The organism is Ferruginibacter sp. (genome assembly GCF_031391665.1).
Lineage (GTDB): Bacteria > Bacteroidota > Bacteroidia > Chitinophagales > Chitinophagaceae > Ferruginibacter.
Genome location: NZ_JANMUN010000142.1, coordinates 13,624 through 27,611 on the forward strand (window position 1 = coordinate 13,624; position 13,988 = coordinate 27,611).

Sequence of the window (13,988 nt, forward strand, 5' to 3'; positions counted from 1 at the left end):
GACATAAAAAATACCCGGCGTATTATCCGGGTATTTATAAAATTTTTATTTTTACCAGATGCGTATCCTGTCTGCTGGTTTTTTATACAGTTTATCTCCTTCTTTTACATTAAAGGCTTTGTACCAGGCATCCATATTTACCGGCGCTCCAATAGTTCGGTACTGCCCCGGCGAGTGTGTATCAGTAATAATAAGCTGTGCTTCGGTTTGAGGCAAAGTATTATTGCGCCACACCTGTGCCCAGGCCAAAAAGAATCGCTGGTCAGGCGTTAAGCCATCAATGGTTTTCATACTTTTTCCCTGCGGCGTCATTTTAAAAGCTTCATAGGCTACATTTAAACCACCCAGGTCGCCAATGTTTTCTCCCAAAGTAAGTTTTCCATTCACGTGTATGCTATCCTGTACGGTGTACGCATCAAATTGCTGTGCCAGGGTTTTTGTTTTAGCGTCAAACTTGGTGCGGTCCTCTTCTGTCCACCAGTTTCTTAAAGTACCATCAGCATCATACTTGCTGCCATTATCATCAAAGCCATGCGACATTTCGTGACCAATTACTGCACCTATGCCGCCATAATTTAAAGCATCATCTGCCTTAGCATCAAAAAATGGTAATTGCAAAATTCCTGCAGGAAAAACAATTTCGTTTAATGTTGCATTGTAATACGCATTTACTGTTGGTGGGGTCATGCCCCAGCGTTCCCTGTCAACCGGTTTGCCCAACTGGTTTATCATGTAATTGTAATTCCATGCACCAACATTGCGTACGTTTTCAAAATAAGTATTTTTATTTACTACCAGCCCATCATAGTTTCTCCATTTATCGGGGTAGCCAATTTTTGGGCGAAAGGCAGCCAGCTTTGCTAAAGCTTTGGTTTTGGTTTCAGGACTCATCCAATCCAATTTGTTTATTCTGTTAGCAAAAGCTTTACGCAAATTGGTTACCAACTCCGCCATCCGCACTTTTGCTTCGGGTTTAAAATAATCTTTTACATACAACTGTCCCAGCAATTCGCCAATTGAGCCATCGGTTAACTGCGACATTCTTTGCCAGCGTGGTGTTTGAATGCGTTGACCGGAGAGCACCTGGGTAAAAGCAAAATTAGCATCCACAAAAGCACTGCTTAAATATGGCGCTGCAGCTTTTAAAACATTCCATTGCAAATATGTTTTCCAATCATCTAACGAAACAGTTTTTAATAAGCCTGCTACCGTTGCAAAAAATACAGGGTTATTCACCAGCACACTGTCCTGGTTTTTTATTTTAAGATCGGCCAGCACTTCCCGCCAGTTAAAACCCGGTGTTGTTTTACTAAAATCCTCCACCTGCAGTTTGTTGTAGGTTTTATAAGGATCCCTCATTTCTACCCTGCTCATTTGTGCCTGTGCTAATTTTTTTTCCAGCTCAAAAATGGTGGCAGCATTTTTTTCAGCCATTTCTTTACCAGTGCCGGTTAAAGTAAACAGCGTAGTAATATAATTTTTATAGGCTTGTTGAATTTCTGCATTTCGGCCATCTGTTTTTAAATAATAATCTCTGTCGGGCAGCGTGGTGCCACCCTGGCTGAATTGTGGAATCATGATCTCTACATTCTTCCTGTCCTGCCCCACATTAAAACCATATAACGGTGAGCCGGAGCCTGTAGTTCTTAACCAGGCAATCATTTTTAAAACAGCAGCCTCACTACTGATGGCTTCAATTTCTTTTAAGGCATTTTCTATTGGAGAAAAACCTCTTTTTTCAATAACCAAACTATCCATGCCTGCAATATAAAAATCGGCTACTCTTTTACTTACCGAACCCGGTGCTGCATTTTTATCTGCCATGGCTTTTTCTAAAACCGTTTTTACAGCATTAATATTAAAATCACGCAGTTGATTAAAACTGCCCCAACGTGTTTCTTTTGCCGGCACAGGATTATTTTTTATCCAGTTGCCGCTGGCATAAGTATAAAAATCATCGCCTGGTTTTACCGATTTATCCATGTTGGCAGGATCAATAAATTTTTTGGATGCGTTTTGAGCCTGGCAATAATTATTTGCTGCAGCCATGCAAAAGAAGATGCCGGCAAGCAGCCATTTTTTGTTAGTCATCATGCTTTTTTAGTTTAGTTAGAGGTTTAAAATTACGCAAAAGGTTTGGGCTGCAGTAACCGCTGGTATATTTTTATTGATAACAAAAACTTCAGTGAAAGTAACATAATTTTGCATTACGCTGCAATCATGTAAAGACAAAATCATCCTGTAAAAAACTATTCTGCAAACAAAGTTTTATCAATATTTGGAATGATACGCAACGCATTTTTGTAATATACTTTTTTTAAAATTTCATCGGGCAAACCTATGCCGTACATGGCCCAAAAAGCATGGTACTTTTTATGATACGGAAAATATTCATCGTTGGTTTCCAGCACCCGAAAATACGTAGCATATTCCTCCGGCACCCAACTGTCTTTACCAAACAAAATACGGTCCTGGTATTGGGTAAAAAATTGTTTAGCCATACGTGGCTGGCGGCCCAGTTCAGCAATTACAGCACCAAATTCCACCACTACATTGGGCATTTCATCAAGCAGCTGCCCCAGTTTTGCAAGGTCGTTGGGGTACCAGCCAAAATGAGCAGCGATAAAAGTAGTGCCGGGATGTTTTTTAAACATACGGTGTTGTTCTGCAATCAGCGTATCCCATGGTGCAGGATTGGTATCACTTTTTTTGCGTCCCGGGTGAGTGGCCAGCTCCAGCCATCTTTCATTTTTCTCATCCATAGGTTGCCAAAAAGGTTTTGGATCGGCAGTATGTATGATTACAGGAATTTTTAGCGCTCCCGCTTTTTTCCAAATTAAATCCAGCCGGGCATCATCTACCGCTACTCTTTTACCATCAATATCATTTACGGTAAAACCCAGGCTCTTGTAAATCTTTAATCCATTAGCGCCATTTTTTACATCGGCTTCTAACTGCTGCGCCGCTTTTTCGGCCCAGCCTTTTTCTCCCACTCCTTTAAAATTTACATTGGCAAATACTATAAACCGGTTGGGAAAATTCTTTTTAATATTTACAACCGATCGTTGCAATGGTTCGCCACTTTCGCCACTAAGGTTTACCATAACTTTCATGTTTAATTTATCCATGTCTGCTATCAACTTAGCCAGGTCTTTATCTGCCATACCAAACTGGTGGTTGTGTACATCAATAAAAGGAAATTTTGCTTTAACCAATTGATGTGTGGGCACTACCAGTGTTGCAGGCGGATTGTAAGATTCGAAATCCATTTTTGGAGTGGTTTGCCCACACACCTGTAATGCTGCCGGGGTAAGAAGTAGAAACAAATATTTTTTCATGAAACTATTTTTATTATATCACAAGGTATTATAAAAAGGGAGGAGTTATTTACCGGTTATACAAAATAAAAATGATCAATTGGGGCATTATAAATACGATTTTATAAATGTATTCCTGCTCCCAAAAAAGTATTTACACTTGATACATTGTAATTTCTTTTGGCCTCTGCAGTAGCCGGTCCGGGATTGGGAAAGTTAGGATTGTAATTATATTTTAATACAGGCGAACTGTAAAAATAATTTGCATCCAGTAATATGTATATTTTTTTTGAAAGCGCATATTTTAATGCTGCACCTGCCTGGTAACAAAATGCTCCATCAGGATCCTCTTCGGATCTGCTAAGATTATCAGGCAGCAGGTTACCATTTTGATCGAACCCGATGTAACGGTAATCAGGAATTTTAATTTTACAGAAACCAACCAGTAATTTTGGTTGTAAAAATAATTTGCTTTGTTTTGAAAGTGGTAAAGTAATTAATGCGCCGGTCATTATTTTTCTTACTTTCCAGTTATTGGTTGTAACCGAAATGGTAATATTGTTACCATACTTTTGTTTTAAATAATTTTCGTACGCTTTTTCATCCTGCATATTTTGGCTGCTGCCCAATAACAATAAAATACTTACCTGTTTAGTAATGCGATAGCCGCCTGTTACGCTTACGCCCAATCCTGTTTTTGCAAGGCCTGAAGGATCACTCTTAAAAAAATCGGAGCTGTAAATTTTATCAGCAAATTTACCCACAGGAACTGAAGCACCTGCTGCAACCTCTGCAAAAAAATGAGTGTTTGCAGATTGGCTAAATGCTGATAAAAAAATACAAAATAAAATAGCGGTTATGATGCAATGTTTTCTCATACGAATAAAATTATGGGAAAATGATTTATTAAAACAATTTTATAAAGGTATAGCTAAGGTACAAATTTGAAAGAATTTTACAGTAGCATTATAAATTTAAATTGATAAAAGACTTGCTGTAAAAATCCGCCGTAAGCCAACTATTTTATTTATTTGTTTACTTTAGCAACATGAATAAAAATATTGCAGTTTTATTTATTATCGCTTTTAACCTGGTACCCGTTTTTGGAGTGGCGTTTTATAACTGGCAGCCTTTTGAAGCTTTTTGGTTCTTTTGGGTAGAAACTTTAATCATGGCTTTATTCAATACCATAAGAATAATTTTCAGCCAGGACCAGCCGCCGGAAAACATAAATACGAATCAGCACCTTGTTTACCACTTTAATAAAGGCGTTAAATATTTATTTACCAGAATAGCCATTTTTTTATTTTATGCCATATTTATAATTGTTTTTATTGGCTTTGTAGCTAATGTAAATAAAGATAAAGGGGTTGTGCTGACGACTATTTTGTTTAAGAATAAACTTTTTAATTTGGGTTTACTCATCAGCATTTTCAGCCAGGGTTATTATTTGATAATTGCTTTTTTTAGAAACGGCGCTTTTTTTACTGCAAGCCCCGATAGTTATGCTGCAATATTTGACGGAAGGCAACTCGTTATTCATGTTGCAATTGTTTTAGGTGCATTTGGCAGTATTTTTTTAGTAAAAAATACTTCGCTGGGCAACTACAGCGGTATTTTTATAATTAGTTTACTCTGTATTTGTAAATGCATTTTCGATGTAAAGGCCAGCAATATTGATAATTATAAAATAGTGTATTAATGTTCTCAAAACCCAAACAATTTATCAATATCTTTTTCCGACCAGTTGGCATAACCATCTTTGGTATAAAACATAATACCACGGCCGGTAATTAAACGCTTGTGCGATACATTAACGCTGCCATTGCCTAAATCGAAGGTTCGGGAATATTCTTTATTTTTTTTATTTTCCGGAAGAAAAAAACTTTTTAAAATGGTGTAGAGCCTGCTGTAAGTACCATCGGTATTTTTAAACTTAATGCTGAAATAATTGTCTTTTGGCTGCTCCCTGAAATCTTTTACAAACAAGAGGTATGTAGTATCGGTACCGGTATTTTTATACTCCATCGATGCTTTGGTAATACCACCGAATTTCAGTTTGCCAATTAACTGCCAATCGCCGTTTTCTTTTTCTGTTAGTTGAGCAGTGGCTGCAGCGGTAATAAAAAATGCGGATATCAATAAAATGATTTTCATTTTAATTAAAGGAAGGTTTATTTGTTCTTTCAAATATAAAACAATTTATACTTTCAAATTATTGGTCTGTCAGCTTTAGTCTGTCGAAAGCGGGCTTACAAAATTTGAAGCGCTTTTATACGCCGGGGTCTCATGCCTACACACAAAAGGCTCGGCTATGAAGACCCCGGCGGAACGGAAATCTTTTAAAAACAAAAATCAGCTTTTTTGCTGCTGCTGTTGAAAAGTTATCACAATAAATTCTGCCGGCCTTACAACAGCAACCTTCACTATAATATTTAAATAGCCATCCAGAATATCTTCCGGCGTCATAGTGCTGCCCAAGCCCACATCTACAGTAAATGCATCTTCTGGTTTTGCACCAGCCAATCCGCCCTGCTTCCATAAATTGGTCAGAAAATTTTCGGCCATACTTTTTACAGTAACCCATGTATTGGCAACGTTAGGCTCAAACACATAAGCCCTGCAGGCAAGTTTTAAAGATTGCTCTATCATTATCATTGTCCTTCGTACAGTGATATAGCGCCAGTCCTGGCTGTTACCATCCAATGTTCTTGCACCCCAAACCAAAGTGCCCTGGCCTGTAAAAACACGAATGGCATTTACAGATTTACCATCTCTAACATCCACATTCATACTTTCCTGTTCGTTGTGATCAATATTTACCGCTGGCGAATTAACCATTGCAACAGAAACATTGGCAGGTGCTTTCCATACACCTCTGGCATTATCTACCATAGTATAAATGCCAGCCATAGCCGCACTTGGCGGTAAAAGATTTAACCGCTGCCGGATGGCTTCCATCAATTGTTGGTAAACTGTACTTGCACTTAAAAGATACTGATGCAATGCTGTATCAGAAAGCGCTTTTATTTTCTTTTTATTCTCCTCCTCTTCTTGGGCAATAACAGTTTTTTTGTGGGCAATAGTTGCCCATAATAATTCTACGAGATCAGCTTTTTGTATTGCCAGGTTATTAAAATCAATTTCACTTGCTGCTGTAATCGTTGTATTTAAAAACGGATAATAAGCCGCTCCATAATTCAATCCTTCGGGGCCAATATCAGCCCTGAAAACTGAAATTGTAGTGGCATCATCTGCATCGTTAGCATCTGGTATCACATCAAAAATACCCATACGGCTTTGCATTTTTTTACAATGCTGTAATACTAAATTGTATAAGCCGTAACAATCCGGTCTGCGGTTTACCATATCGGGTATTACAACCAATGTCGGTTCTATTTCTTTTTCAAGTGCCGTCCATATAGTTGCTGCAGTAAAATCTGCAGTTTTTATTTTTATACTTTCATTATTGCCATAAGTGCCCACCGAAACGATATAACAATTGCCGCCACCATTGGCAAAAAACAGCCGCATGCAATTGTATAAATAAAAAAATTGCGCTGGTGCATTCAGCATCGCCGGTTCAAAAGCGGTTACCGGTGTTGGCATGTTCAATAAAAATTTATGGTTAAACTCCTTACCAAATAATTCCACATACTCTGCCATTGAACTGATACGGGTGGGTTTGGCAATTACTGATTTACCATTGCGTTCGGCTTTTTGTGTATAGCCAATAAATACCGGCACAGCTGTAGCTACTGCCACTGCCGAATTGGGAAAAGCATTTTGTTCTTCGATATAAACACCGGGAGTTTTGTAAGTTGACATAGCGCCATTTTTATAATTATTGTAAAGTAAGAAATATATAGGAGTGGTGTTGATTGAAGCTAAGTAAAGTGTGGCTGCGAAGAAAAGATTCGTGAAGACACGAACCACAGCTAAGGTTACAAATTATTTTATTCTGCAAAATAAATTCCACCCTTCACAGTTTTAAATTCAATTATGCCGTTGCTGATTTTTTTTACCGCAACTATTTTACCATTGCTTTTAATTTTTAAGCCCTGTTTATTTTCCAACCTGCAAACCATACCTGCTTTGGATATTATTTTTAATTGTGTCACCATTTTATTTTTCCAAACAAAATCCAATTCAAAAGCACCTCTTGCACACAGGCCTTTAAATGCGCCATCACTCCATTCGTCGGGTAAAGCAGGTAATAATTTTATAAACCCATCATGCGATTGCATCAGCATTTCTGTAACCGCAGCAGTAACACCAAAAGATCCATCAACCTGCAGCGACCTGCCACACAGCGCAAAAAAAGAAGCAGTGCATTGTTCTTTCAAATAACCTTTATAAATTTTATTGGCCCGGTTGCCATCATTCAACCTTGCCCACAGCGCCATCTTCCACGCCCTGGACCAACCGGTTGATGCATCTCCCCTTTCTTCCAAAACTTTTTTATAAGATGCAATTAATGCAGGTGAACTTTTTTGGTACAGCACTTTGCCGGGGTACAAACCATACATGTGCGAAAAATGGCGGTGATTTTTTTCCAGCGATTTCCAGTCATCGGCCCATTCCTGTAAAGAGCCATCTTTACCAATTTGAGGCGGTACTAATTTTTCTCTTGCTGTTTTAACCTGTTGAATAAAAGTATTTTCTTTGCCTAAAACTTTTGCGGCTTCAATATAATAACCAAACAGGTCGTACAAAATTTGCATATCGATAGAAGAGCCTGCACAAATTGTTGTGCCTTCCCTAAACCCCGCTGTTACTTCATCAAAGTAAGGTTTGTTGCCACCACCATCCGGAAAATTTTCCGGCGAAGTGGAAGGGTTGGTCACCAGCCATTTTCCATTAGGATGCGGCACTAAAAAATCCATAAAAAATTGTACTGAACCTTCCATCAAAGGAAAAGTTTCTTTTAAAAAATCTTTATCCATTGTGTATTGATAGTGCTCCCACAAATGAGTGCACAGCCAGGCACCACCCACTGTAAATGTTCCCCATGTTGGTCCGTCCATTGGTGCTGCCACTCTCCATATATCGGTGTTTTGATGCAGCACCCATCCCTTGGCACCATAATGCTCACGGGCAACCTGTTTGCCCTGGTCAGTTATTTCTTTTATTAATTGCACTAACGGTTGGGCACATTCACTAAGGTTACCACTTTCTACCGGCCAGTAATTCATTTGTGTATTGATGTTGGTGGTATATTTCGAATCCCATGAAGGATTCATATTATCATTCCAGATGCCCTGCAGGTTGGCGGGTTGTGTACCCGGCCTTGATGAAGCGATCATAAGGTACCTGCCGAATTGATAACTTAATGCTGCCATTGAAGGATCAGGTGCAGATTGAATTTTTTGTACCCGTTCTGTTGTGGGTAAAAAAGAATTTTTAGTATTGGATAATTGCAGATCAACACGATCGAAATATTTTTTGTGCTCAGCTACCGCTGATTCCGAAATGTTTTGGTACAGTTTATTTTCAATGCCTTTAAAATAATCATCCACTCTTTTTTGTTCATCGGCACTTACATCTTTATAGTTTACAAAATTGGTTGCAGCCGCAAAATATAAAGTAACAGCATTGGCATTTTCAATAATGAGGTCAACCCCATCAGTTTTTACAGTGCCGCCTTCGGGTATTGCTTTTATTCTTGCTGCGTATTTTATTTTTCCTGCTACTCCCATATAATCGGCCGACTTTCCGGTAACTACTACCCCATCATTACCATATGGATCCATTTTAAAATAATCGGTTGCGTAATTAGAATGCGCTTGGTTTCTTTCGCCTCTTAAATTTGCTGTAAAAGAAATGCTGCCTGGCTTACTGGCTGTAATGCGAACCACAATTACCTGGTCAGGTGCCGATGCAAATACTTCTCTCCTATAAGTGATGCCGTTGGAAATATAACTTACTCCGGCAATTCCGGTTTGCAGATCAAGCCATCTTTTGTAACCGGTAATACTGTCCTGGTTTTTAAAAAATAAATGCAGGTTGGCAAGGCATTGGTATTTCATTTGTTCAACCGGGTAGCCCATTAAATTTCTGCCAAATAAATTATGTGCCGCCAAATATTTTTCTTCAAATACTAATTTTTGTATTTCGGGCAACACTTTATACCCGCCCTTTACCACTGTTGAATAAGGCCCACCCGACCAATACGTTTCTTCATTTAACTGTATGCGTTCTTCGCCATTATTGCCAAACACCATAGCCCCAAGGCGGCCGTTGCCAACCGGCAGTGCATCGTCCCATTTTTTTGCAGGTGTGCTGTACCATAATAAAGTTGCAGGGTTAAAGCTTTCGGAATTTATCAGCTCCGGTATTTCTTTTTGCTGTGCATAAAGGGTAATGGTAAAAGGCAGTAACAGTACTGGCAAAAAATATTTACAATAACGCATGATTGATTATACTTTTTATAAAAATATAAAGGAAGATTGAAATAGAATATTTAGTTTTTTAAAAGTAATAAAAATTTGTGGCTTGAAGTTGCAAGGGTTGTGTATGCGTTAGTTGAAGCCAAGCTGCCCATGCGGCGAAGGGAATATTTAATTTGCTTGTTATTACTTTATGGATTGCAGCTTGCTGTGGTTAAAACTGCCGGTAACATTTGGAACAGGTGAACTGTCGGAGGCAGAACATTTGTACCAAACTTAAGCCTGTTTTTGGACTTATGTCTAACAGTTAAGTCGGTTGGGAAAAGCTAGCTGAGTTACTTGCACCTAAAACTGCGTATTCATAAATTATTCTATTATTTTACAGCATGAACAAGACTGTTATCATTTTCTTTATCATAGCTTTTAACCTTGCGCCTGTTTTTGGTGTACTTTTTTTTAACTGGCAACCTTTTGAAGCTTTTTGGTTTTTTTGGGTGGAGACTCTAATAGTAGCAGTCTTTAACTGCATTCGTATTATATTAAGCCAGGGCAGGCTGCAGGATTCATTATCTATTTCGCAACCCCTTACCTATAATATTAATAAAGGCGTAAAATATTTACTCATACGCATTGCCATCTTTTTATTTTACTCCATTTTTATTATTGTGCTTATTGGTTTTATAGCCAACAATAATGCAGACATGGGTAATATATTAGGAACCATACTTTTTCAAAACAGATTTTTTAACCTCAGTTTACTTATTAGCATTGCCAGCCAGGGCTATTATCTGGTATTTTATTTTTTTAGAAGCGGTGCCTTTTTAACTTCCCGGCCCGATAGCTTCGCAGCAATATTCGACAGCAGGCAACTTGTAATACATATTGCGGTTGTATTAGGTGCATTTGGCGGAATATTTTTAGCAAAAAACACCATCTATGGCAATTACAGTAATACTTTTATCATCAGTTTACTTAGTATTTGCAAATGTGCTGCCGAGTTATTTAATTACAAATCTGCGGCTGAAGTACAGCATTAAATAAGATGGGTTTAAAGTAATTGCCTGCAAAAGCAAAAATGCATGTATTTGCTTGCCTGTGTAATGGCTTTATGTTGCAGTTTGCATGCGGCAGGGTTTTCGCTAACAGCGCATGAAATAAAATAATCTTTGTGCAAAACCCCGCTGAGACACAATATTAAATTGGCACTTTGGATTTTATATCTGTTTTATTCACCCAATCCTTCTCATCGGTATTTTTTGGTTTTATAATAATGATTGTAGCAAAATCATTACAACAATAAAAACTGTTAAAAACATTTTTGGTGTGTTTTATATTTTATTATATAAGAGATATTGATCTTTACTGCCTATTTAGTTCTTTTATCAGCTCTTATGATAAGGGTAAAAACAGCTTCTTCAGGGTTTGTAAAATCCGTGGGGCAATATAAATCCAGTTGCAACAATTTATTGCCATCGGTATTCAAATAGTGTATGAGTTTTCTCGCCTTAACATCTACATCTATTACCCGAGTAATACCATTGTTAGCAACCAGTTTTTGAACCTCACTATCCAACAAATCCAAAAATGCTAACCCGTTAAGTTTTCCTTTTATAACACCAGATACAGCTTCATACCTCCTAAGATAACTATCTCTTTTATAATCGATAATAACGCCTTCACCAAAACCTTCCAATTTAATAGTGCTTTTATATTTGGGGGCAAGGTCAGAGGGAATACTTTCTGCTGTAATATCCTTAAATTGATTGCTTTGATCGTTAAGAATTTTCATGAGTTGCTCTGCAAATAATTTCTTATTAAATGTTTTTATATCAAAAGAGTTTGTTTCTTGTTTAGGTTCGGGTTTAACGATGATTGGTGTAACCGGTTCATTCTTATTTGCCAGCGATTCTCCTTCTTCAGTATACATAAACATTTTATAAAAGGATTTATCTTTTTTGCCGCTATAGCTGGTTAAAAACACAAACTTGTTACCGTTGTGTAAAATGACTTTGGTTTCTTCAAACATATTTTTTTTAAAATCCGGAAATATTATGGGAGTGTACGTATTGTTAACCGGGTTGTATTTGGTAAACACTTCTTTTTCATTAATACGTTGGGTAAAGTAAAAACTGTTATTGCCTGCATAAGCATAAATATTGTGTTGGGTAAGAAAATTGTAGTTCCTTGCTAAAATATTTTTTGATACTTCTTTTGTTGATTTAGTATTGTTATCATAAACAAATAAGGCTCCATTGCGGCGGTATAAAAAATAATTGCCCACTTTTAAAAAACGGGTATTTTTTGCTAATTCCTCCCAACTGTTATTAGCATTTTTTTCCATGATAATCCCAAAAAAATCTTTTGCTCTCTCGCTATACTTATGCAGGTTTCCTTTATAACTAATGTAAATTTCACCATCCATTATTTGAGTTTCAACATCGTCTGCAGTGTAATCCAAAACCTTTTCTACACGGGCTATTTCCTTATCCTTAAAATAGTATAACGTAAGAAATTTTTTGTTTGCAGCACTATCAACCATTTTAAATAAGCTGTATATATTATTATTGGTTCTTAAAAACCTGTTGTAAGGAAATAAACCATTTTTTAAAACAGCATATTTATACTTAAACTCGTATTTAGAAGCATCGGCACTTACCGGTTTTACAATGTTAATCGTTGTTTCAGGTACCCCTGTTGGATTTTCCCTGCCATTAAAATATACATCCCCGTTCAGTGTTTCTATTTCGGTACTCATATTAATTGGCATCGGTAAATTACTGCTATTTAACGGTCGGGTATAAACCAAATTGGCGATGCCGTTATCATTAGGGTCGTGAATGCTATACACGTAAAAATTATTATTGGTAAATTTCCTTATCAATAAATCATTTTTATCATTGCTAACAAACATTTCATCTACTGAAAATTTTTGACCAGGAATAACCATTTGATTTAATTGAAGCACACCATAGCTGTAACCTGCATCCCGTATTATGTTAAAGCCGGTTGAAGGGTTGTATCTTATAAGGTTTTTCACAATATCAGCCATGCCCCCGTCTGTAAAATAAATATACTTGTTGGTTGCTTTTAAATAACCAACATCCTGTGGCCAAATTTGTTTTTTTACTATTGTGTTTTTTTCTGTACCATCTGTTTGATAAAAATTTCCATTCGGGGTAATAAAAAAGTAATTATTACCCAATACGGCTAACCCTGCCGTACGTTTGCTGTTTTGATAGCCATCAAATTTACTTTGTATAGCATCATCTCCAATATAAGTAAGTTGTGCATTGGCTGTACATGCAAATAGAATTAAGAACCAAAAGGGAGTTGCTTTCATTAGTTACTTATTATAAATTAAATTTGAAAACTAAAAATACATGTAAAAAAGAATTTTATACAATTTTTTAAAATTTGGTATGCCTGCGGCGAATATCCCAACATCCTACAAATCCGCTGAACACTCACAAACGGTTTTATTTTTTTTATTCCCTTGGGCTGTTGGGTGCCAGGCTTTTTTCTGATGGAGATGTTGAGTTGTTTTTTGGCTACATTAATTAAGGTATCCAGCACCTCAGCCCATAGCTCCTTAGCCCCAGTTTGTGTTTTCACAAACCGTTCGCTTCTATCTAGGCTTTGTCTTTTAATTGTATTTATGTTACCTAACATTATTAATTTAAACAAGCTGGTATTGAACATCAAAGTTTTAATGCAATGCCTTTTGCATTTATAGTAGCGCCAATGCAATTTACTTGAATTTTTAATATAGAATTAGGGTAACGAAATATACTTCGATGCGGTTAGGTTCTTCACAACAAATTCCCCAACACCACTACCCCATCTTCACCCTCGGGTCCACCACGCCATACAACACATCGGCTAAAATATTTATGAAAATAAAAATGCAGGCGCTTAATAATACGGAGCCCATTACAACCGGGTAATCTAATTTTTCCAACGCATCAACGGTTATTTTACCAATGCCCTTCCAGCCAAAAATATATTCTACAAAAAAAGCACCGGCTAACAGTTCGGCAAACCAGCCGGTAATGGCGGTGATAACCGGGTTAAGGGCATTGCGCAAAGCATGCCGGAAAATAACGGTGCGTTTGGGCAGGCCTTTGGCGTAGGCAGTGCGTATGTAATCCTGCCCCAGTACATCCAGCATAGCGCTTCGGGTGAGTTGGGTAATAATGGCCAGCGGCCGTATGCCTAATGTAAATGCAGGGAGTATTAAATTTTTCAAGGTGAGGTATTTTTCGCCGGTTACTTCATCAATATC

10 protein-coding genes are annotated in these 13,988 nt (G+C 37.4%); 2 read left to right on the forward strand and 8 right to left on the reverse strand.

What is annotated here, in order from left to right; translation table 11 throughout:
* Positions 1-51: 51 nt before the first annotated feature.
* The 3 genes from ACY651_RS10155 to ACY651_RS10165 form a co-directional block, all read right to left on the reverse strand.
* A complete protein-coding gene (locus ACY651_RS10155; protein WP_462252306.1) occupies positions 52-2,094 on the reverse strand; it encodes a M13 family metallopeptidase in 2,043 nt (680 codons plus the stop codon).
* A gap of 155 nt (positions 2,095-2,249) precedes the next feature.
* Entirely contained in the window at positions 2,250-3,338 is a 1,089-nt protein-coding gene (locus tag ACY651_RS10160; protein ID WP_462252308.1) for an amidohydrolase family protein, read from the reverse strand.
* Positions 3,339-3,439: 101 nt separating this feature from the next.
* Positions 3,440-4,195: an outer membrane beta-barrel protein gene (locus tag ACY651_RS10165; protein WP_462252310.1), complete on the reverse strand. Its 756-nt coding sequence runs from the start codon at positions 4,193-4,195 to the stop codon at positions 3,440-3,442.
* A gap of 170 nt (positions 4,196-4,365) precedes the next feature.
* Here ACY651_RS10165 and ACY651_RS10170 point away from each other — a divergent pair, with 170 nt between their 5' ends.
* Positions 4,366-5,019, forward strand: coding sequence for a DUF6498-containing protein (locus tag ACY651_RS10170; protein WP_462252312.1), 654 nt, complete (start codon positions 4,366-4,368; stop codon positions 5,017-5,019).
* A 5-nt stretch (positions 5,020-5,024) separates the two neighbouring features.
* On the opposite strand, the gene ACY651_RS10175 is transcribed toward ACY651_RS10170, so the two are convergent.
* The 3 genes from ACY651_RS10175 to ACY651_RS10185 form a co-directional block, all read right to left on the reverse strand.
* Positions 5,025-5,474: a hypothetical protein gene (locus ACY651_RS10175; RefSeq protein ID WP_462252314.1), complete on the reverse strand. Its 450-nt coding sequence runs from the start codon at positions 5,472-5,474 to the stop codon at positions 5,025-5,027.
* A 198-nt stretch (positions 5,475-5,672) separates the two neighbouring features.
* Complete coding sequence (locus ACY651_RS10180; RefSeq protein ID WP_462252316.1) at positions 5,673-7,145, reverse strand: phage tail sheath family protein; 1,473 nt, start codon at positions 7,143-7,145, stop codon at positions 5,673-5,675.
* A 128-nt stretch (positions 7,146-7,273) separates the two neighbouring features.
* Complete coding sequence (locus ACY651_RS10185; protein WP_462252318.1) at positions 7,274-9,730, reverse strand: glycoside hydrolase family 95 protein; 2,457 nt, start codon at positions 9,728-9,730, stop codon at positions 7,274-7,276.
* 362 nt (positions 9,731-10,092) lie between these two features.
* Between ACY651_RS10185 and ACY651_RS10190 the strand changes: the two genes are divergently transcribed.
* Complete coding sequence (locus ACY651_RS10190; RefSeq protein WP_462252320.1) at positions 10,093-10,743, forward strand: DUF6498-containing protein; 651 nt, start codon at positions 10,093-10,095, stop codon at positions 10,741-10,743.
* Positions 10,744-11,072: 329 nt separating this feature from the next.
* Here ACY651_RS10190 and ACY651_RS10195 read toward each other — a convergent pair whose 3' ends face one another.
* Entirely contained in the window at positions 11,073-13,046 is a 1,974-nt protein-coding gene (locus ACY651_RS10195) for a hypothetical protein (RefSeq protein ID WP_462252322.1), read from the reverse strand.
* A 492-nt stretch (positions 13,047-13,538) separates the two neighbouring features.
* On the reverse strand, positions 13,539-13,988 hold a 450-nt coding region (locus ACY651_RS10200; protein ID WP_462252324.1), incomplete at its 5' end, for an ABC transporter permease.

Bases quoted from the DNA above. Each gene is read 5' to 3' on its own strand.
- ACY651_RS10155 (WP_462252306.1), bottom strand. From the start codon at position 2,094: ATGATGACTAACAAAAAATGGCTGCTTGCCGGCATCTTCTTTTGCATG.
- ACY651_RS10160 (WP_462252308.1), bottom strand. From the start codon at position 3,338: ATGAAAAAATATTTGTTTCTACTTCTTACCCCGGCAGCATTACAGGTG.
- ACY651_RS10165 (WP_462252310.1), bottom strand. From the start codon at position 4,195: ATGAGAAAACATTGCATCATAACCGCTATTTTATTTTGTATTTTTTTA.
- ACY651_RS10170 (WP_462252312.1), top strand. From the start codon at position 4,366: ATGAATAAAAATATTGCAGTTTTATTTATTATCGCTTTTAACCTGGTA.
- ACY651_RS10175 (WP_462252314.1), bottom strand. From the start codon at position 5,474: ATGAAAATCATTTTATTGATATCCGCATTTTTTATTACCGCTGCAGCC.
- ACY651_RS10180 (WP_462252316.1), bottom strand. From the start codon at position 7,145: ATGTCAACTTACAAAACTCCCGGTGTTTATATCGAAGAACAAAATGCT.
- ACY651_RS10185 (WP_462252318.1), bottom strand. From the start codon at position 9,730: ATGCGTTATTGTAAATATTTTTTGCCAGTACTGTTACTGCCTTTTACC.
- ACY651_RS10190 (WP_462252320.1), top strand. From the start codon at position 10,093: ATGAACAAGACTGTTATCATTTTCTTTATCATAGCTTTTAACCTTGCG.
- ACY651_RS10195 (WP_462252322.1), bottom strand. From the start codon at position 13,046: ATGAAAGCAACTCCCTTTTGGTTCTTAATTCTATTTGCATGTACAGCC.